The sequence below is a fragment of the Streptomyces sp. NPDC085931 genome (assembly GCF_044540565.1).
Taxonomy (GTDB): Bacteria; Actinomycetota; Actinomycetes; order Streptomycetales; family Streptomycetaceae; genus Streptomyces.
The window spans coordinates 252,439-270,205 of sequence record NZ_JBITSK010000008.1 but is presented as its reverse complement, the minus strand read 5'-3'; the positions used below and the strand labels follow the sequence as shown (position 1 = coordinate 270,205).

General features: G+C 71.7%; 19 protein-coding genes. 7 read left to right on the top strand and 12 right to left on the bottom strand.

What is annotated here, in order from left to right:
* Window positions 1-51: 51 nt before the first annotated feature.
* The 5 genes from ACIGAN_RS19335 to ACIGAN_RS19315 all read right to left on the bottom strand — a co-directional run bounded on the left by ACIGAN_RS19335 (window position 52) and on the right by ACIGAN_RS19315 (window position 4,470).
* Complete coding sequence (locus tag ACIGAN_RS19335) at window positions 52-684, bottom strand: GNAT family N-acetyltransferase (RefSeq protein ID WP_365090959.1); 633 nt, start codon at window positions 682-684, stop codon at window positions 52-54.
* Window positions 685-823: 139 nt separating this feature from the next.
* On the bottom strand, window positions 824-1,645 hold the full coding sequence (locus tag ACIGAN_RS19330) for a MetQ/NlpA family ABC transporter substrate-binding protein (protein ID WP_365090956.1): 822 nt from the start codon (window positions 1,643-1,645) through the stop codon (window positions 824-826).
* A 61-nt stretch (window positions 1,646-1,706) separates the two neighbouring features.
* On the bottom strand, window positions 1,707-2,414 hold the full coding sequence (locus ACIGAN_RS19325; RefSeq protein ID WP_365090953.1) for a methionine ABC transporter permease: 708 nt from the start codon (window positions 2,412-2,414) through the stop codon (window positions 1,707-1,709).
* A complete protein-coding gene (locus ACIGAN_RS19320; RefSeq protein WP_365090950.1) occupies window positions 2,411-3,445 on the bottom strand; it encodes a methionine ABC transporter ATP-binding protein in 1,035 nt (344 codons plus the stop codon). The genes ACIGAN_RS19325 and ACIGAN_RS19320 overlap by 4 nt, the downstream gene beginning before the upstream one ends.
* Window positions 3,446-3,819: 374 nt before the next feature.
* Window positions 3,820-4,470: an HAD-IA family hydrolase gene (locus tag ACIGAN_RS19315; protein WP_399858940.1), complete on the bottom strand. Its 651-nt coding sequence runs from the start codon at window positions 4,468-4,470 to the stop codon at window positions 3,820-3,822.
* 69 nt (window positions 4,471-4,539) lie between these two features.
* Between ACIGAN_RS19315 and ACIGAN_RS19310 the strand changes: the two genes are divergently transcribed.
* Together ACIGAN_RS19310 and ACIGAN_RS19305 are read left to right on the top strand one after the other, a co-directional pair.
* Window positions 4,540-4,899 (top strand): hypothetical protein, encoded by a 360-nt coding sequence (locus ACIGAN_RS19310; RefSeq protein WP_365090945.1) that lies wholly within the window; start codon window positions 4,540-4,542, stop codon window positions 4,897-4,899.
* Window positions 4,880-5,308 (top strand): hypothetical protein, encoded by a 429-nt coding sequence (locus tag ACIGAN_RS19305; RefSeq protein ID WP_365736955.1) that lies wholly within the window; start codon window positions 4,880-4,882, stop codon window positions 5,306-5,308. The genes ACIGAN_RS19310 and ACIGAN_RS19305 overlap by 20 nt, the downstream gene beginning before the upstream one ends.
* A 69-nt stretch (window positions 5,309-5,377) precedes the next feature.
* Here ACIGAN_RS19305 and ACIGAN_RS19300 read toward each other — a convergent pair whose 3' ends face one another.
* The 3 genes from ACIGAN_RS19300 to ACIGAN_RS19290 all read right to left on the bottom strand — a co-directional run bounded on the left by ACIGAN_RS19300 (window position 5,378) and on the right by ACIGAN_RS19290 (window position 7,682).
* Window positions 5,378-5,875, bottom strand: a complete 498-nt coding sequence (locus tag ACIGAN_RS19300) for a GNAT family N-acetyltransferase (protein WP_365090989.1) — start codon at window positions 5,873-5,875, stop codon at window positions 5,378-5,380.
* A gap of 57 nt (window positions 5,876-5,932) precedes the next feature.
* Window positions 5,933-6,427, bottom strand: coding sequence for an RNA polymerase sigma factor (locus ACIGAN_RS19295; RefSeq protein WP_399858936.1), 495 nt, complete (start codon window positions 6,425-6,427; stop codon window positions 5,933-5,935).
* A gap of 88 nt (window positions 6,428-6,515) precedes the next feature.
* A complete protein-coding gene (locus ACIGAN_RS19290; RefSeq protein ID WP_399858933.1) occupies window positions 6,516-7,682 on the bottom strand; it encodes a glycerophosphodiester phosphodiesterase in 1,167 nt (388 codons plus the stop codon).
* 386 nt (window positions 7,683-8,068) lie between these two features.
* Here ACIGAN_RS19290 and ACIGAN_RS19285 point away from each other — a divergent pair, with 386 nt between their 5' ends.
* Window positions 8,069-8,743: a lysophospholipid acyltransferase family protein gene (locus ACIGAN_RS19285; protein ID WP_365090986.1), complete on the top strand. Its 675-nt coding sequence runs from the start codon at window positions 8,069-8,071 to the stop codon at window positions 8,741-8,743.
* A 143-nt stretch (window positions 8,744-8,886) separates the two neighbouring features.
* Here the strand turns inward: ACIGAN_RS19285 and ACIGAN_RS19280 are convergent, their stop codons facing one another.
* The 4 genes from ACIGAN_RS19280 to argH all read right to left on the bottom strand — a co-directional run bounded on the left by ACIGAN_RS19280 (window position 8,887) and on the right by argH (window position 13,637).
* Entirely contained in the window at window positions 8,887-10,422 is a 1,536-nt protein-coding gene (locus tag ACIGAN_RS19280; RefSeq protein ID WP_399858931.1) for an MFS transporter, read from the bottom strand.
* Window positions 10,419-10,970, bottom strand: coding sequence for a TetR/AcrR family transcriptional regulator (locus ACIGAN_RS19275; RefSeq protein ID WP_399858928.1), 552 nt, complete (start codon window positions 10,968-10,970; stop codon window positions 10,419-10,421). The genes ACIGAN_RS19280 and ACIGAN_RS19275 overlap by 4 nt, the downstream gene beginning before the upstream one ends.
* Window positions 10,971-11,056: 86 nt before the next feature.
* The gene (locus tag ACIGAN_RS19270) at window positions 11,057-12,028 is read right to left on the bottom strand and encodes an aldo/keto reductase (protein ID WP_399858926.1); all 972 of its coding nucleotides are present in this window, start codon (window positions 12,026-12,028) and stop codon (window positions 11,057-11,059) included.
* A gap of 175 nt (window positions 12,029-12,203) precedes the next feature.
* Entirely contained in the window at window positions 12,204-13,637 is a 1,434-nt protein-coding gene (gene argH / locus ACIGAN_RS19265) for an argininosuccinate lyase (protein WP_399858923.1), read from the bottom strand.
* A 260-nt stretch (window positions 13,638-13,897) separates the two neighbouring features.
* On the opposite strand from argH, the gene ACIGAN_RS19260 reads away from it, so the two are divergent.
* The 4 genes from ACIGAN_RS19260 to ACIGAN_RS19245 all read left to right on the top strand — a co-directional run bounded on the left by ACIGAN_RS19260 (window position 13,898) and on the right by ACIGAN_RS19245 (window position 17,748).
* Window positions 13,898-14,821 carry a hypothetical protein gene (locus ACIGAN_RS19260; RefSeq protein ID WP_399858920.1) on the top strand — a complete coding sequence of 308 codons (924 nt, stop codon included), beginning with the start codon at window positions 13,898-13,900 and terminating at the stop codon, window positions 14,819-14,821.
* 133 nt (window positions 14,822-14,954) lie between these two features.
* Window positions 14,955-15,542 carry a pyridoxamine 5'-phosphate oxidase family protein gene (locus ACIGAN_RS19255; RefSeq protein ID WP_365090921.1) on the top strand — a complete coding sequence of 196 codons (588 nt, stop codon included), beginning with the start codon at window positions 14,955-14,957 and terminating at the stop codon, window positions 15,540-15,542.
* A 3-nt stretch (window positions 15,543-15,545) separates the two neighbouring features.
* The gene (locus ACIGAN_RS19250) at window positions 15,546-16,238 is read left to right on the top strand and encodes a L,D-transpeptidase (protein WP_399858917.1); all 693 of its coding nucleotides are present in this window, start codon (window positions 15,546-15,548) and stop codon (window positions 16,236-16,238) included.
* Window positions 16,239-16,365: 127 nt separating this feature from the next.
* Complete coding sequence (locus tag ACIGAN_RS19245; protein ID WP_365736973.1) at window positions 16,366-17,748, top strand: ferredoxin reductase family protein; 1,383 nt, start codon at window positions 16,366-16,368, stop codon at window positions 17,746-17,748.
* Window positions 17,749-17,767: the final 19 nt, after the last annotated feature.

Below are 17,767 nucleotides of genomic sequence, written 5' to 3'. Positions count from 1 at the left end.
GCGGCGGAAGCGGCGGTGCCGTCGTCGCCGTCGGGCGGCGGGTGGTTCCGGTCAGTTCCAGTCGCCGAAGGACGTGAAACCGCCGGGCAGCTGGTCGCCGACGCCCTCCAGGTCCTCGGGGAGCAGGCTCCACACGATGAGGTCGGTGCGCACCTCGGTCCACTCCCCGCCGTCGGTGCGGGTCCGCGCTATCCAGGCGCCGCGCAGCACGCCCTCGCTGATGCAGCCGATCTTCTGGGCCACTTGCTGGGAGGCGGTGTTGTCGGCGGCGGTGCGCAGTTCGAGGCGCTCGAACTTCTGGTCGTCGAACAGCCAGCGCGCGGTGACGAGCGCGGCCTCGGAGGCGTAGCCCTCGCCGCGGGCCCAGGGGGCGATGACGTAGGACATCTCGCTGGAGCGGATGCGCCAGTCGGTGTTCTTGAGGTGGACGACGCCGACCAGGCGCTGGGTGAGGAACTCGGTGACGGCGAAGACGATGCCGCGGCCCGTGGTCCGCTCGGCGGGGGCCTGTTCGGTGATCCAGGTGCGGGCGTGGTCCGCGGTGTAGGGGTGCGGGACGGAGGTCCAGGCGGTGACGAGCTCGTCGTTCATCATGTCGGCGAACGCCTGGACGTCCGGCTCCTCGAAGGGGCGCAGGACCAACCGCTCCGTGCTGATGGAGACGTTGGGGAAGGTGCTCGTCATGCGCCGCTCCGTAACCTTCGGGAACCTTCGGGGCCTGCTGAACTGCCCAGCATGCAGCATGAAAGCACTGATTCGCACCACGGGGCCCTCCCCCACCGGGCGAGGGCGGACCCCGTGTTCACGGCTGCCGGGTGCGGGCTCAGAAGGAGGCGAGCACGGAGCCGGCGTACTTGTCCTGGATGAACTTCTTCACCTCGGGCGAGGTGAGGAGCTTCGCGAGCTTCTTCACGCGCGGGTCGTCCTCGTTGCCCTTCTTCACGGCGAGGAAGTTGCCGTAGGGGTTGTTCTTCGGCGACTCCAGGACGAGGGCGTCCTGCGCGGGCTTGAGGTCGGACTCGATGGCGTAGTTGCCGTTGACGACGGCGGCGTCCACGTCGTCCAGGGAGCGCGGGGTCTGGGCCGCCTCCAGCTCCTTGAACTTCAGGTTCTTGGGGTTCTCGGTGATGTCCGACGGGGTCGCCTCGTTGCCGACGCCGGCCTTGAGGGTGATGATCCCGTTGGCGGCGAGGAGCTTGAGCGCGCGGGCCTCGTTGACGGTGTCGTTGGGGATGGCGACGGTCGCACCGCTCTTCAGGTCGTCGGCCTTCTTCACCTTGCGGGAGTAGAGGCCGAGGGGCTCCAGGTGAACCGTGACGACGGGCACGATGTCGGTGCCGTTCTTCTTGTTGAAGTCGTCGAGGTACGGCTTGTTCTGGAAGTAGTTGGCGCCGACCGAGCCGTCCTGGGTCGCCGTGTTGGGCGTGACGTAGTCGGTGAACTCCTTGACCTCCAGGTCCAGGCCCTCCTTCTTCGCCAGGTTGTCCTTCACGAAGGTGAGGATCTCGGCGTGCGGGACGGGGCTGGCGGCGACGATCAGGGGTCCGTCGGTGGAGGAGGAGCTGTCGCCGCCGCAGGCGGTGAGCCCGAGGGTGAGGGCTCCGGCGGCGAGGACGGCGGTGGTGATCTTGGCGGTGTTACGCACGAAAAGTGCCTTTCCTTATGACCTTGCGAGGATGCGACCCCGTCGTGGGTGGACGGGGGGTTCAGGAGGCGGCTTTGAGCAGCCGCAGTCTGGGGGCGGGTCCCGAGTGGGCGCCGCGGCGGTGCAGGGAGCGGGCCGCGTAGTCGCCGGCGAACTGGATGAGGGAGATCACGACGGCGAGGATCGCGACGGTGATCCACATCAGCCCGGTCTCGAAGCGCTGGTAGCCGTAGCGGATGGCGATGTCGCCGAGGCCGCCGGCGCCGACCGTGCCCGCCATGGCCGAGTAGCCGATGAGGGCGACGACCGTGGTGGTGGTGCTGGAGATCAGCGACGGCAGGGACTCGGGGACGAGGACCTTGCGGACGATGGTCCAGGTGTTGCCGCCCATCGCCTGCACGGCCTCGACGAGCCCGTGGTCCACCTCGCGCACGGCCGTCTCGACCAGCCGCGCGAAGAACGGGATGGCGCCGACGGCGAGGGGCACGATGGCGGCCTCGCGGCCGATGGTCGTGCCGGTGATCCACCGGGTGAAGGACATCAGCGCGACCATGAGGATGATGAACGGCAGGGAGCGGGCGATGTTCACGACCTGCCCGATGACCTTGTTGGCGGCGAGGTTCTGCAGCAGGCCGCCGCGGTCGGTCAGGACCAGCAGGATGCCGAGCGGGAGGCCGCCGACGACCGCGATGAGCGTGGACCAGCCGACCATGTAGAGCGTGTCCCAACACGCCTGCTCCAGCAGCGGCCGCATCTCGGACCAGGTCACTTGGCACCTTCCTTCACCAGCGCGGACTCGTGGCCCGGGACGTCGATCTGCAGGCCCTTCTCGCGCAGGAAGCCGATCGGCACGACGTTGTCCTCGTAGCGGCCGGGCAGTTCGATGCGCATCCGGCCGACCTGGAGGCCGCCGACGGTGTCGATGGCGGCACCGAGGATCGAGATGTCGATGTTGTAGGTGCGGGAGAGCTGCGAGATGACGGGCTGGGTGGCGCTCTCGCCCTGGAAGGTGACGTCCAGGACGGTGCGGTTGTCGCCGGAGGCCTCGCCGTCGAGCGGGAACAGCGCGGCGGCCAGTTCCGAGCCGGGGGTGGCCAGCAGCTCGCTGACCGTGCCGGACTCGACGATGCGGCCGTTCTCCATGAGCGCGGCCGAGTCGCAGACCGACTTCACGACGTCCATCTCGTGCGTGATGAGCAGCACGGTCAGGCCGAGCTGCCGGTTCAGGTCGCGCAGCAGCGCCAGGATCGACCGGGTGGTCTCCGGGTCCAGGGCGCTGGTGGCCTCGTCGGAGAGGAGCACCTTGGGGTCCCCGGCGAGGGCGCGGGCGATGCCGACGCGCTGCTTCTGGCCGCCGGAGAGCTGGGCCGGGTAGGCCCCCGCCTTGTCGGCGAGGCCGACCAGGTCGAGCAGTTCCAGGGCCTTGCGGGAGCGTTCCCTGCCGGACTTGCCGAGGATCTCCAGGGGCAGTTCGACGTTGTCCTGCACGGTCCGGGAGGACAGCAGGTTGAAGTGCTGGAAGACCATGCCGATGCGGCTGCGCGCCCGGCGCAGTTCCTTCCCCGCGCGCGGGCCGCGGCCGGCCAGGGCGGTGAGGTCCTGCCCGTCGACGCTCACGGTGCCGGAGGTGGGGCGTTCCAGCAGGTTGACGCAGCGGATGAGCGAGGACTTGCCGGCGCCGGACTGGCCGATGACGCCGTACACCTCGCCTTCGCGGACGTGCAGGTCGACGCCGTCCAGGGCGGTGACCTCGCGGCCGCGTGCACGGTAGACCTTGGTGAGGTCCGTGGTGGTGATCACGTGGGTTTCCGTCACAGTCGAGTGCGCGGGCGTGGGTGGTCCCGGGCACGGGTGCGTTCGGTCGGGGACGCGGCACGGTTCTCGCTGGGGCGTGGAACCGGAGAGAACGTGTGCGCGGGGCGGCTCGCTGTCACGCGGCGCTCAGCGCGCGGACGGGCCGCGGTCTCGCTTCGGGGCGCGAGCTCAGGGGTGGTGCGGGGGCCCTCTAGCAGGCGCACATTCGACACATACAACGAGCACCGGGCGTCATGGTCGCCTCGGTCGCCAGGATGCGGTCGCTCGTCGTGGTCATGCGGTCAGTAAAACACGTGTACGGTCCTGACCGGCCGCCGCTGTCCGGATGCTGGACAGTGGTGGACAGCGGCGGCCGCCGGTCAGCGGCGCTCGGCGATCTCCACGCCTTCCTCGGTGACCAGTGCGGACAGGGCCGACAGGTCCTTCACGACCAGGTCGGCACGGAGTTCGTGGGCCTGGTGGGTTGTGGTCAACGCCACGGTCGTCATGCCGGCGGCGCGGCCGGCCGCGAGACCCGCGGGGGCGTCCTCGAAGACGACGCAGTGGGCGGGGTCGACACCCAGGGCGCGGGCGGCGAGCAGGTAGGGCTCGGGGTCGGGCTTGCCGCGGGTGACGTCGTCGGCGGCCACCAGCGTCTTGGGCAGGATGCCGACGGCGTCGAGGCGGGCCTCGGCCAGGCGCCGGGTGGCGGAGGTGACGACGGCCCAGCGCTCGGCCGGCAGGGAGTCGAGGAAGGCGCGGGTGCCGGGCAGCAGCTCCACACCGCCGTTCGGGACGTCCTCGACCTCCAGGTCCTCGATCCGGGCGACGGCCTCCGGCACGATCCCGGCCGGCAGCAGGTCGGCGGCTATCTCGGCGGCCGGGCGGCCGTGCAGTTCGGTGCGCGCGAAGCGCTCGGGCGTGATCCTGTACTCCGCCGCCCAGCGGGCCCAGCAGCGGTCCACCGAGGCGAGGGAGGAGACCAGGGTTCCGTCGTTGTCGAACAGCAGGGCGTGTGCGCGGATCGTCATGTCCTCGACCCTACGGTGCGGGTCAGGGGCGGAGGCATCGGGCCTTTTCGGCCGTAATAAGGTCGCTGCATGCTCACTGTCCTGACGCTGGTGACCGGCGTCGCCGCGCTGCTGCTCGCCGCCTGGTGCGGCTGGGCTGCCTACCGTGACCAGCCGACGAAGGACTGGCACTTCATCGGGATGGCCGTGGTCACCCTGCTGTCGCTGGTCCAGCTGGTGGTCGGGATCGTGCTGCTGGCGCAGGGCGAGAAGCCCGAGCAGGGCACGACGATCTTCGTGGCGTATCTGCTGGGGGCGTTCGCGTGCGTGCCGGCGGCGGGGTTCATGTCGCTGGCCGAGCGGACCCGGTGGGGTTCGGTGACGGTCGCGGCGGGCGGCGTGGTGCTGGCGGTGCTGGAGGTGCGGCTCTATGACATCTGGGGAGGCTGAGGTGAGCCGGCGGCGGCTGACGTCCGGCCCGGGGACGCTGCTGGTGTGGCTCTACGGCGTGATGGTCGTGGGCGCGGTGTCGCGCTCGGCGTACCAGATCGCGACCGAGTTCGACCGGGCGCCGCTGGCGTACACGCTGTCGGCCGTGGCCGGTGTCGTGTACGGCTTCATCACGTACTCGCTGGTGCGGGGCGGGGAGACGGCGCGGAAGGCGGCGCTGGCGTGCTGTGCCGCCGAGTTGCTGGGCGTGGTGACGGTGGGGACGTGGACGCTGATCGAGCCGTCCGCCTTCCCGGACGCGACCGTCTGGTCCGACTTCGGGATGGGCTACCTCTTCATCCCCGTGCTCCTGCCGCTGTCGGCGATCTACTGGCTGCGCAGGGGTGCGCCCCGGGAGGATGCCGCCTGAGGTTCGTCAGGCGGCCGCGGCCCGTGTGTGGTTGCTCGCGCAGTTCCCCCCGTCCCTGCAGGGCGTAGCTCAAGCCGTCGCCGCGTACGCGCCCGCCGGCTTCTCCAGGACGATCATCGGTACGCCGTCCGCGCCCTGCAGCGTGCCCACCGTCTCGTAGCCGACCTTGCGGTAGAGGCGGAGGTTGCCCTCGCTGCGGTGGCCCGTGTGCAGGCGGAAGCGGGTCGCGCCGTGCCGGTCGGCCAGGGCCGCCTCGGCGGCGCGGAGCAGACGGGCGCCGATGCCGTGCCCCTGGAGGCGGGGGTGGACGCAGAGCTTGCCGATCGCGGCGGCGCCGTCCTCGGTGACCGAGCCGCGGACCGAGCCGACGACCTCCTCACCGAGCCGGGCGACGAAGACGCAGTCCCGGGCGACCTCCTCGCGGACCGAGTCGAGGGTTTGGACCAGCGGGTCGATGCGGTAGTTCCCGTACAGCGCCGCCTCCGTCTGGAAGCACAGGTACTGCAGCCTGAAGATCTGCTCCGCGTCCTGCTCGGTCGCCGCAGAGATGGTCACGCTCATGCCCATGTGCGCACGCCTCCCGCTCATCTGATCACCGGTGGTTCCTCACTCCTATCCCCGTCCTCAGCGGGCCGCAACCTCCGGTGTGAGCAATCTGCGCAGACATCCCAGGCATCTGGAACGTTCCGGGCCAAGACTCCCCTGTGAGATACCCAACTCCCCTGCGATTTCCCGGTATGTCAGGTCCTTGGGCGACAGCAGGGCCTCCATCAGGCGGGGGCAGCGGCCCGGCAGGCGGCGCACGGCCTCGCGCAGGGCCCGGCCGCGCGCCGCGACGAGGGCCAGCTCCTCGGGGTCGCGGCCGGCGTCGTCGACCGGTTCGAGGGCGTACGGCCGTTCGAGGCGGCTGGTACGGCGGCTGCGGCGCACCTCGGAGCGGACGGCCCGGCGCAGCCATTCCTCGGGGTCGGCCGGCGGGCCGTCGGCGTCGAGGCGCTCCAGCAGGCGGAGCCAGACCGCCTGCTCCAGATCGCCGGGCTCGGTTCCGGCGGCATATGCCTCCGCGGAGGCCTCGGCGGTGAGCAGCGGGCGCAGGGCGGTGACCAGGTCGTGCGTCATATGCGGAGCGACGCGGCCGCCCGGGCGGCGGGTTGCCCGGGCGGCCGAACCTCACTCGAACGGTGGGTGTGCGCGCACGGCTTGACGCTCAGCCGTTGCGGAAGTCCTCCCGGGCCAGCAGGCCGGTGTCGGGCTGGTCGGTGAAGACGCCGTCGATGCCGGTCGCGAAGTAGGCCCGGTACGCGCCGAAGACGTCGCCGTAGGCGTCCGCGTCCGTGCCCTCGCGGAAGTTCGCGGGCAGGAAGGGGTTCTCGTTGCGCAGGGTGTACGGGTGCAGGATCAGCCCGACCTTGTGGGCGTCGGCGACGAGCGTGGTCGGGCGGGTGAGGTTGCCCTGGGCGTCGCGCGGGATGATCAGGTCCAGGGTCGGCCCGATGCCCTGCGCGTAGGAGGCGATCTCCCGGAGGCCGGCCGGCTTGACCAGGTCGGCGACCGTGCGCGGGTCGCCGGTCTCGACGAAGTCCCAGGGGCGGGAGCCGGCCGACGACAGCAGGACCACCAGCGGGTTGTCGACGAGCTTGTTCAGGCGCTCGATGCTGGTGGGCTCGAACGACTGCAGGATGACCGGGGAGGTGCGCCGGTCCTTGCGGTACTTGCGCAGCAGCTTGGCGACGCGCTCCTCCAGCGGCAGGCCCTGCTTGCGGAAGTAGGTGGGGTGCTTCAGCTCGGGGTAGATCCACACCTGCTTGCCGCGCGCGCGGGTCTGCTCGTCCTGCCAGCGCAGCACCTCCTCGAAGGTGGGGATCTCCCAGCGCCCGTCGTAGAGCGTGTTGTGCGGGCGGTTGGCCGGGATGCGCTCGGTCGCGCGCAGGGTCTTGAGTTCGGCGAGCGTGAAGTCCTCGGTGAACCAGCCGGTGGTGGAGACTCCGTCGAGGAGCTTGGTCTTCTTGCGGTCGGCGAACTCGGGGTGGGCGGCGACGTCGGTGGTGCCGCCGATCTCCGGTTCGTGACGGCAGACCAGGTGGCCGTCCTTCGTCGGCACCAGGTCGCCCGCCTCGACGATGTCGGCGCCCATGTCCAGGGCCAGCTGGTAGGAGCCGAAGGTGTGCTCCGGGCGGTAGCCGCTGGCACCGCGGTGACCGATGATCGTCGGCTTGGGCAGGCTGCGCACTCCCCCGCCGCCGTGCCGGGCACCGTCGGCCCGGGCCGTGCCGGTCATGCCGAGGACCGCTCCGCCGGCGCCGAGCACCGCCGCGCCGAGCAGGGCCCGCCGTCCGGTCCCACCCGTGATCTCGTTCGACTCCTGCGTTCCCATGAGCGCCCTTCCTGCCGTCGGCTCGTCAGTGCGGGCCGATCGTAGGGGCGCGTACATGACCGGCGGGAGACCGCGCGCGGAACACGCGGGTGACGCCGGATGTCACTCGTGGCCGGTGGGGCCGGTGAACTGACGGTTCGTCGCCCTCGGCTCGATTCGGAGCGGCCGTTGCGGGAACGCGTTCCTCAGGCCCGGGGGCGATGTGCGTCACACCATGTCGACCGCGTTACGGACCGTCGGCGACACGCCACCGCAGGTGAACACGCGTCAACAGTGCGTAAGGCCTCGGTGAAGTCGCCGCGCCCGATGTGCGCGACCCCGGGGCCCACGAGTATCGTCCTCACCTGCACAGACTCATAGTGAATCCCTTGACACCGGAGGGTCCGTTGTCCCGCTTCGCGCTCATCAAGGCAGTGCTCGGCCCGATCATGCGCCTGATGTTCCGCCCCCAGGTGGAGGGCGCGGAGCGCATTCCCGGCGACGGTCCCGTCATCCTGGCCGGAAACCATCTGACGTTCATCGACTCGATGATTCTTCCTCTGGTCTGCGACCGTCAGGTCTTCTTCATCGGCAAGGACGAGTACGTGACCGGCAAGGGCCTCAAGGGCCGGCTGATGGCCTGGTTCTTCACCGGCGTCGGCATGATCCCGGTGGACCGCGACGGGGGCCGGGGCGGGGTCGCCGCCCTGATGACCGGGCGCCGGGTGCTGGAGGAGGGGCGGGTGTTCGGCATCTACCCCGAGGGCACGCGCTCGCCCGACGGCCGGCTGTACCGGGGACGGACGGGGATCGCCCGCCTGACCCTGATGACCGGGGCGCCCGTGGTGCCGTTCGCGATGATCGGCACGGACAAGCTGCAGCCGGGCGGGGCGGGGTTGCCCCGGCCGGGCAAGGTCACCGTGCGCTTCGGCGAGGCGATGGAGTTCTCCCGCTACGAGGGCATGGACCGGGACCGGTACGTGCTGCGGGCGGTGACCGACTCGGTGATGGCCGAGGTCATGCGGTTGTCGGGGCAGGAGTACGTGGACATGTACGCGAGCAAGGCGAAGGAAGCGGCGTAGGTTTCCCGGGACGCCTTCGGGCCCGGATGCCCGTGGAGCGCCGGCGGCCGCGGGTCGTGGTGGGTTTGCCGCACGGTTCCTGCCGCGCGGTTCCCCGCGCCCCTGAGGCATGACCCCAGGGGCGTTGGCCGACTGAGCGATGGTCACGCGTGGTGGGCCGGGCCGCCTTCCAGCTTCTGGCCCCGCAGCAGGAACCACGCCGCCCCCGCCGCCGCCAGCAGGACGGCCGCGCCGGCGCCCGCCGCGAGGGTCAGTCCGTCGACGAAGGCCGTGCGGGCCGCGTCCAGCATCACGGCGCCGCTGTGCGCGGGCATGCCCGCGGCGGCCTCGACGGCACCGCCCAGCGACTCGTGCGCCGCGTCCGGCGTGCCGGCCGGGCCGGTGAAGTCGCGGTAGACGCCCGTCACGATCGAGCCGAGCACGGCGATACCGAGCGCGGCGCCCAGTTCGTACGCCGTCTCGGAGACGGCGGACGCGGAGCCCGCCTGCTCCTTGGGCACGCTGGAGAGGATGACGTCGGCGGTCACGGTGAAGGAGAAACCCGCCCCGACGCCGACGACCAGCAGCGCCGCCCCGAGCAGCGGGTAGCCGGTGGACCGGCCGATCAGCGTGAGCGCGGCCAGCGCCAGCCCGATCGCCGCGAGTCCGCCGGAGACGACGACGCGCACCGAGAAGCGGCGGGCCGCACGTCCGGCGACCAGACCGGCCACCACCGCGCCGACGGCGGCGGGCAGTTCGGCCAGACCCGCCTCGAAGGGGCGCCTGCCCTGCACGAGTTGCAGGTACTGCGAGAGGAAGAACACCAGGCCGGACAGGCCGAGAATGGTCAGCAGGTCGGCGAGCACCGCCCCGCTGAAGCCGCGGTGGCGAAACAGCCGCATGTCCAGCAGCGGCGCCGGGAGCCGCAGCTGACGGCGGACGAACCCGTACAGGGCCGCCGCGCCCAGCAGGCCGGCCGCCACCGTGCTCCAGGCGAAGCCGTGGGTCGCCGCCTCCTTGACCGCGTAGACGACGCCGATCATGCCGACCAGGGACAGCACCACGCTGCCCAGGTCCCAGGGGCCGGGGTTCGCGGTGCGCGACTCGGGCAGCAGCCTGATGCCGACGAGGACCAGCACGATCATCACGGGCAGGTTGATCAGGAACACCGACCCCCACCAGAAGTGCTCCAGCAGGAAGCCGCCGACGATCGGCCCGACGGCCGTACCGGCGGAGGCCGTCGCCCCCCAGATGCCGACGGCGAGACTGCGCTCGCGCGGGTCGTGGAACAGGTTGCGGATCAGGGCGAGGGTGGCCGGCATCAGGGTCGCGCCGGCGACGCCGAGCAGCGCCCGGGCGACGATCAGCAGCTCGGGCGTGCCGGCGTAGGCGTTGAGGACGGATATCGCGCCGAACGCCGTGGCGCCCACGAGCAGGATCCGCTTGCGGCCGATGCGGTCGCCGAGGCTGCCCATGGAGACGAGCAGACCGGCGATGACGAACGAGTAGACGTCGCCGATCCACAGCAACTGGGTGCCGGACGGTTCGAGGTCCTCGCTGATGTAGGGGGTCGCCAGACCGAGGACGGTCGCGTCGACGGCCACCAGCAGCACGGCGAGCACGAGGACGCTCAGCGCGAGCCAGCGGCCCGGGCGCTTCACCGCCTCGGTCGTGGTCGTCGGCCGCAGGGTGCTGGTCATGATTCCTCTCTCCTGAGTGCGCCGCCGAGCAGCAGCTCGACGATCATGTGCGGGAAGTCCCTGGGGGCGCCCTTGCCGCTCTGCACCAGCCAGGCGCCGGAGGCGAGCAGGCCGTACAGCGCCTCGGTGAGCCAGGCCGGCGTGAGGTCGATGCGGAACTCGCCGTCGTGCTGGCCGCGCCGGAACAGGGCGGAGATCCGGTCGTCGATCAGGGCCCAGCCCGCGTTCTGCTCCTCGCCCTCGAACAGCTGGTTCTCGGTGTAGAGGAAGGCGAGCAGTCCGGCGGCCGGTTCGAGGGCCCCGACGAGCCGGCGTACGGCCTCGCTCGCCGTGCCCTCCTCCAGCCGGGCCGCGTCCAGTGCGGCCTCGCACTCGGCGATGCCGAGCGCCTCCAGCGCGCGGACGAGGGCGTCGCGCCCGGCGAAGTGCCGGTGCAGCGTGGCCCGGCTGATGCCGGCGACCCTGGCGACCTCGTCCATGGTCGCGGTGGATTTGCGGGTCAGCAGGGCCGCGGCGGAGCGCAGCACATGGTCGCGATCGACAGCCATGAGACGACGATACCCCATATGAGACATCAGTGTCTCACTGCAGGCATGCGTGAATCATCACTGCCGCTCGGGGGGCGGTGGGCAGATCAGTGCCAGGGCAGCTGTCCGCGCCGCTCCCAGTAGGCGCGCGGGTCCTCGGCCAGCGTGGCCAGGCGGGCGAGCTGGTCGTCGTCGAGGTCGACCACGGCGGCGTGCAGGTTCGAGGCGAGCTGGGCGGTGGTGGCGGCGCCGGACAGGACGACGCCGGCCCAGGGCCGGCGCAGCACGAGGGCCAGGGCGACGGCGTCGCAGCCCAGTCCGGTCCGCTCGGCGATCTCCCGGAGGACGGCCGGGGCGTGCGGCCCGGCGAGGCGCCCGTTGGCCATGCCCTCCTTGACGATCACCGTGAGGCCGGCGTCGTGCGCCTCGGCGAGGGCGGGGCCGGCGGAGGTCTCCAGCGCGTTGTAGGTGGACTGCACGGTACGGAAGAGGGGTTCGCCGTCGACCGTCACGGCGAGGGCGGCGCGGATCGCGTCCGCCTGCGCGGGGCCGCTGGTGGAGAAACCGACGGTCAGGCCGTCGGCGGCGGCCTCGGCGAGCCTGGCGTGCAGTTCCTTGTCGGTGAGGGCCGGGCTGTCCGGGGTCACCGAGTGGATCTGGTAGAGGTCGAGCCGGTCACCGAGCAGGGCGCCGCTCTCGGCGCGCTGCCGTTCGTAGGTGGCGAGGCTGTGGTCCTTGACCTCGTGCGTGTCGGCGTCGGTGGACCAGCCGGCGGTGTAGGTGTAGCCCCACTTGCTGCCGACGACGATGTCGTCCAGGCCGGGCCGCTCCGCGAGCCAGCCGGCCAGGAACTCCTCCGAGCGGCCGTAGGAGCGGGCCGCGTCGAAGTAGCGGACGCCCTGGGCGTAGGCGGCGTCGAGCAGTTCGTGGGTGCGGGCGCGTAGCGCTTCGACGCTGCGGTCTTCCCCGAGGTCCTGGTCACGGCCCAGGTTGATGTAGCCGGGGCGTCCGACGGCGGCGAGGCCGAGGCCGATGTGGCAGGTCGGGGTTGTCGCTGTGGCCAGGCGGGCGAAGGGCATCGAGGGCTCCGTTCGGTCGACTGCGGCTTTCGACCAACGTAACCCCGTCGATGACCTCCGCCTCCGCGCCCGGGCCTGCCGTGTTCCGGACGGGCGCGGGCCGTCCTCGCTCGTTCGCGGGGGCCGCCGTCCTCGCTCGCTCGCGCGGCCCCCGCGCCCCAGGGGGGCGTCGCCCTCAGCCCTGCTTCTTCGCCCGGGCCCACTCGTGCTGGGCCGCCACGTCCTGCTTCACCTCCGCCAGCTGGACCGCCACCGCGCTCGGAGCCGTACCGCCCCTGCCGTTGCGGGAGGCGAGCGCGCCGGGGACGTCGAGGACCGAGCGGACCTCCGGCGTCAGATGGGAGGAGATTTTGGCGAACTGCTCGTCCGTCAGCTCGTCCAGCTCCTTGCCCTCGGCCTCGGCGGCCTTGACGCACTCGCCGGCGACCTCGTGCGCCACCCGGAACGGGACGCCCTGCCTGACCAGCCATTCGGCGATGTCCGTGGCGAGGGAGAAGCCGGCCGGGGCCAGTTCCTCCATGCGCTCGCGATGGACGGTGAGGGTGGCCATCATGCCGGTGAAGGCGGGGAGCAGGACCTCCAGCTGGTCGATGGAGTCGAAGACCGGCTCCTTGTCCTCCTGCAGGTCGCGGTTGTAGGCGAGCGGGAGGGCCTTGAGAGTGGCCAGCAGGCCCGTCAGGTTGCCGATCAGGCGGCCGGACTTGCCGCGGGCCAGCTCCGCGATGTCCGGGTTCTTCTTCTGCGGCATGATCGACGAGCCCGTCGAGAAGGCGTCGTGCAGGGTGACGAAGGAGAACTCCTTTGTGTTCCAGAGGATGACCTCCTCGGCGATCCGGGAGAGGTTGACCCCGATCATCGCCGTGATGAAGGCGAACTCGGCGACGAAGTCGCGCGAGGCCGTGCCGTCGATGGAGTTGGCCACCGAGCCGTGCTCGAAGCCGAGGTCCGCCGCCACCGCCTCCGGGTCCAGGCCGAGGGAGGAGCCGGCCAGGGCGCCCGAGCCGTACGGCGACACGGCCGTGCGCGTGTCCCACTGGCGCAGCCGCTCCGCGTCCCGGGAGAGGGACTGCACATGGGCGAGGACGTGGTGCGCGAAGAGGACCGGCTGGGCGTGCTGGAGGTGCGTGCGGCCGGGCATGGCCACGTCCGGGTGGGCCTCGGCGAGGCCGATCAGCGCGTCCTGGAGCTCGGCGATCAGGCCGCCGATGACCCGGGCGTGGTCGCGCAGGTACATGCGGAAGAGGGTGGCGACCTGGTCGTTGCGGGAGCGGCCGGCCCGGAGCTTGCCGCCGAGGTCGGGGCCGAGACGCTCCAGCAGGCCCCGCTCCAGGGCCGTGTGCACGTCCTCGTCGGCGATCGTGCCGGTGAAGGAGCCGTCGGCGACGTCCGCCTCCAGCCGGTCGAGCCCGGCGATCATCCGGGTCAGCTCGTCGTCCGTGAGGAGGCCCGCCTTGTGCAGCACGCGCGCGTGCGCACGCGATCCGGCGATGTCGTACGGCGCGAGCCGCCAGTCGAAGTGGACGGACGCGGACAGCTTCGCCAGCGCCTCGGCGGGACCGTCGGCGAAACGGCCGCCCCAGAGCCGGACGTCACCGCTGTTGCTGCTCACCTGCTGCGCTCCTCACTGGTGGGATGGGCACCGCCACGGGCAGTGTTCTGCATGATTATGCAGACTCCCGCATGATTCGTCAATCGGGGTTCCGGGGTGTCCCGGGAGGATCCGGCGTCGGTTTCCGGTCACGCGGGAGTCAGGTGGGAGGAATTCGCGGGTTCGTTGAACGCGGGAAACCGCTTACCCGTACCTCTCGCCGAACGCAGGCGCCGCGTTTCGTACCCACAGGACCCACCGACCCCTAGTGAGGCACCCCCATGTCCAGGGCTCTTCCGAAGTACAACAAGCGTCGCGTCGCGTTCATCGGCGGCGCGGCAGCGGTGGCGCTGTCCGGCACCGCGATCGCCGGTTTCGCGCTCGCCGGGGAGACCTCCGGGAACGGCGGGACGAACGCCCGGACGCTGGCGGGCCCCGGCACCATCACGTGCCCGGACGTCACCTCCCGGCTGCCCGCGGTCCCGGCCTCCGCCCGGGCCGAGGTCGACCGCAACCTGGCCCAGCTGGCCACGCAGATCCAGGAGGCCGACAAGCGGCTCGTCGACACCGTCGGCCAGGGCGGGCCCAACTTCGTCCAGAACGCCATCCTCGGCCCGCTGGAGGACAAGCGGGTCGCCGCCCTCAACCGCATCGAGACCGCCATCGGGCGGGCCGCCGCCAAGCCGGAGGGCCTGGAGGCCTTCGCGGCCTGTCAGCTCAACGCCGACGGCGGGGCGGGTGAGGCGGGCGCGGGTGCCGGGGCCGGGGCTGAAGAAGGCGGTGCCGGGGCCGAAGAGGGCGGGGGCGGGGCCGGAGCCGAAGACGGTGGCGCGGGTGCCGGAGAAGGCGGGGCCGGGGCCGGAGAAGGCGGGGCCGGGGCCGGAGAAGGCGGGGCCGGTGAGGGTGGTGGCGCCGGTGCCATCAGCTGCCCGGACGTCGCCTCGCGGCTGCCCGCGGTCCCGGCCTCCGCCCGGGCCGAGGTCGACCGCAACCTGGGGCAGTTGGACACCCAGATCCAGGAGGCCAACAAGCGGCTCGTCGACACCGTCGGCCAGGGCGGGCCCAACTTCGTCCAGAACGCCATCCTCGGCCCGCTGGAGGACAAGCGCGTCGCCGCGATCAACCGCATCGCGACCGCCATCGGCCGCACGGCCGAGCGCCCGGCCGGTCTGGACTCCCTGGCCGCCTGCACGCTCACCAAGTGACGTGACAGGCGCCGTGGCCGCCCCGTGGGAGCGCCGGCCGGGGCGGCCACGGACGGGTGCGGGATCCGGCAGAGGTGACCGGATCCCGCAATTCCTTAGACAGTCGAAGGACCTGCGCCCATAATCCTTAGACATGGGAAAGACCTATGAGGGGATAGACGGCCGGCTCCGCTCGTTCATCGAGGCGCAGCCGGTCTTCTTCACCGCCACCGCGCCCCTGTCCGCCGACGGCACGATCAACCTCTCCCCCAAGGGGCTCAAGGGCTCCTTCGCGGTGCTCGACGAACGCACCGTGGCCTATCTGGACTTCGCCGGCTCCAACGCCGAGACCATCGCCCATCTGCGCGAGAACGGGCGGATCACCCTGATGTGGTGCGCCTTCCAGGGCCCGCCCAACATCGTGCGCGTGCACGGCAGGGGCGAGCCGGTCTTCCGCGACGACCCCCGGTTCGGGGAGCTGCTCGCCCGCTTCCCGGACATCGACCCGGCCCCGCACGGCCTGCGCGCGATCATCGTCGTCACCGCCGAACTGGTCCGCGACACCTGTGGCTACGCCGTGCCGTTCATGACGTACGAGGAGGACCGGGACCTGCACGGCAAGCGGTTCGCCCGGGAGGACGACGCCTCGCTCGGCGCGTACTTCGCCAAGAAGGAGCACATCGCCACCAGCCTGGACGGACTACCCGGGCTGCCGCTGCCGCTGCCGCCCTCTACGGTCTGAGGCATGCGCCCCGTCGCCCTCGCCGTCTCCGCGCTCCTGCTGCTCGGCTCCGGTCCGCCGGCGCCGCCGCCGCTGCCGGCGCGGATGGCGGACACGGGCGGCGGCTCCCAGCTGATCACCGCGGTGGCCCCGGCCAGAACCTCGGCCACGGGCACGGTCACCTGGTGGAACCGCACCCGGGGCGGCCGGTGGGTGAAGGCCGGCTCCGCACCGGCGCGATTCGGGGCGAACGGGCTCGTCGCGAGCGGCGCTCGCCGCCAGGGCACCGAGACCACACCCGCCGGCCTGTACGACCTGCCCTACGCGTTCGGCATCGAGGCGGCGCCACGCGGGACGGCGTACCCGTACCGCCGGGTGGGGCCGGACTCCTGGTGGTGCCAGGACAACGACTCGCGCTCCTACAACCGCTGGAGCGAACCCCGTGCCGCCGACTGCCGGGCCGCGGAGTCCGAACACCTGATCACCTACCGGACGCAGTACGCGCACGCGCTGGTCATCGGCTTCAACTACGCGCGTCCCGTGCGGGGGCGCGGCGCGGGCATCTTCCTCCACGTCCACGGGCGGGGCCCGACGGCCGGCTGCGTGTCCGTCTCCCGGGCCGCGATGCGGCGGATCCTGGCCTGGGCGGACCCCGCGCGGCGGCCGCACATCGCGGTGGGGACGCAGAGCGGGAGCACCGCCGTCACCCGGTGGTGAGGAGCCGTCGGCCGAGCTGGTGTTACCACCGGTCACGGCTGTTCGCACCCGACTCGGTGCACGGCTGAACACTCCTGTGTCCCGGCACGTATCTGTGGGCCAAGGGTCAAGTCCCCACGGAGGAACCGTGACCACCACGCTCGCAGGCGGCCGTGCCGCCCGCCGCCAGACGATGCGCCGCATCCGCCCGCGCCGCTCCCCGGCCGTCCCGCTGCTGATCGCCTTGTGGGCCGGTGCGGCGGCCGTGCTGTGGCTGTGGTGGGACAACACACCGTCCCTCGCGGACACCACGAGCAAGATCGTGGCGGCCGGCCGGATCACGGGCCTGCTCGCCGGCTATTTGATGGCGCTGGTGGTGCTCCAGATGGCGCGGGTGCCGGCACTGGAGCGGCGGGTGGGCACCGACCGGGTCGCGCGCTGGCACGCCATGACCGGCCGCTACACCCTCTGCCTGGTCCTCGCCCACGTCTTCCTCATCATGTGGGGTTACGCGCTGCAGGCGGGCAAGGGGCTCGGCGACGTCGTCCAGCAGACCGTCGACTCCGTCAACCAGCTGCCGGACATGGGCAAGGCGGCCATCGGCACCGGCCTGCTGTTCCTCATCGGGATCCTGTCGATCGGCGGCGTGCGCCGGCTCATCGGGTACGACACCTGGTACCACGTGCACCTGCTCACCTACGCGGCGGTGTACCTGACGTTCTGGCACCAGATCACCACGGGCAACGAGTTCGCCGTCGAGCCCACCGCGAAGACCTTCTGGTACGGCCTGTACGGAGTGGTGACCGCGCTGGTGGTCTGGTACCGGATCCTCACCCCGATCCGGCTGAACATGCGGCACCGCATGCGCGTCGAGGCGGTCATCGAGGAGACCCCGGGCATCGTGTCCGTGCTGATCGGCGGGCGCAAGCTGCACCGGATGGGCGCGGAGGCGGGGCACTTCTTCCGCTGGCGGTTCCTGGCGCCGGGCATGCGCTTCAGCTCCCACCCGTACTCCCTGTCGGCGGCGCCCCGCCCGGACATGCTGCGGATCACCGTCAAGGCGATCGGCGACCACACCGAGCGGCTGCGCGAGCTGACGCCCGGGACCCGGGTGTGGGCGGAGGGGCCGTACGGCGCGCTGACCGCGCAGCGCCGCAGCCGCGGCAAGGTGCTGCTGGTGGCGGGCGGGGTGGGGATCACCCCGATGCGGGCGCTCTTCGAGACGCTGCCCGGCGCCGCCGGTGACATCACGCTGCTCTACCGCGCGAACAGCACCCAGGACCTGGCCCTGTGGGGCGAACTGGCCAAGATCGCCGACGAGCGCGGCGCGCGGTTGATGTACGCGGTCAACAGCCCGGACGGGGAGCGCCCCGACATCTCCGCCGAGTCCCTCCAGCGGAAGATCCCGGACATCGGCGACCACGACGTCTTCATGTGCGGGCCGCCCGGCTTCGCGCAGTCGGTCTACGAGGCACTGCGCGGCGCGGGGGTCCCCGCCCGCCGTATCCATCACGAGTCGTTCGAGATGTGAGCGACGGGACATCAACGGC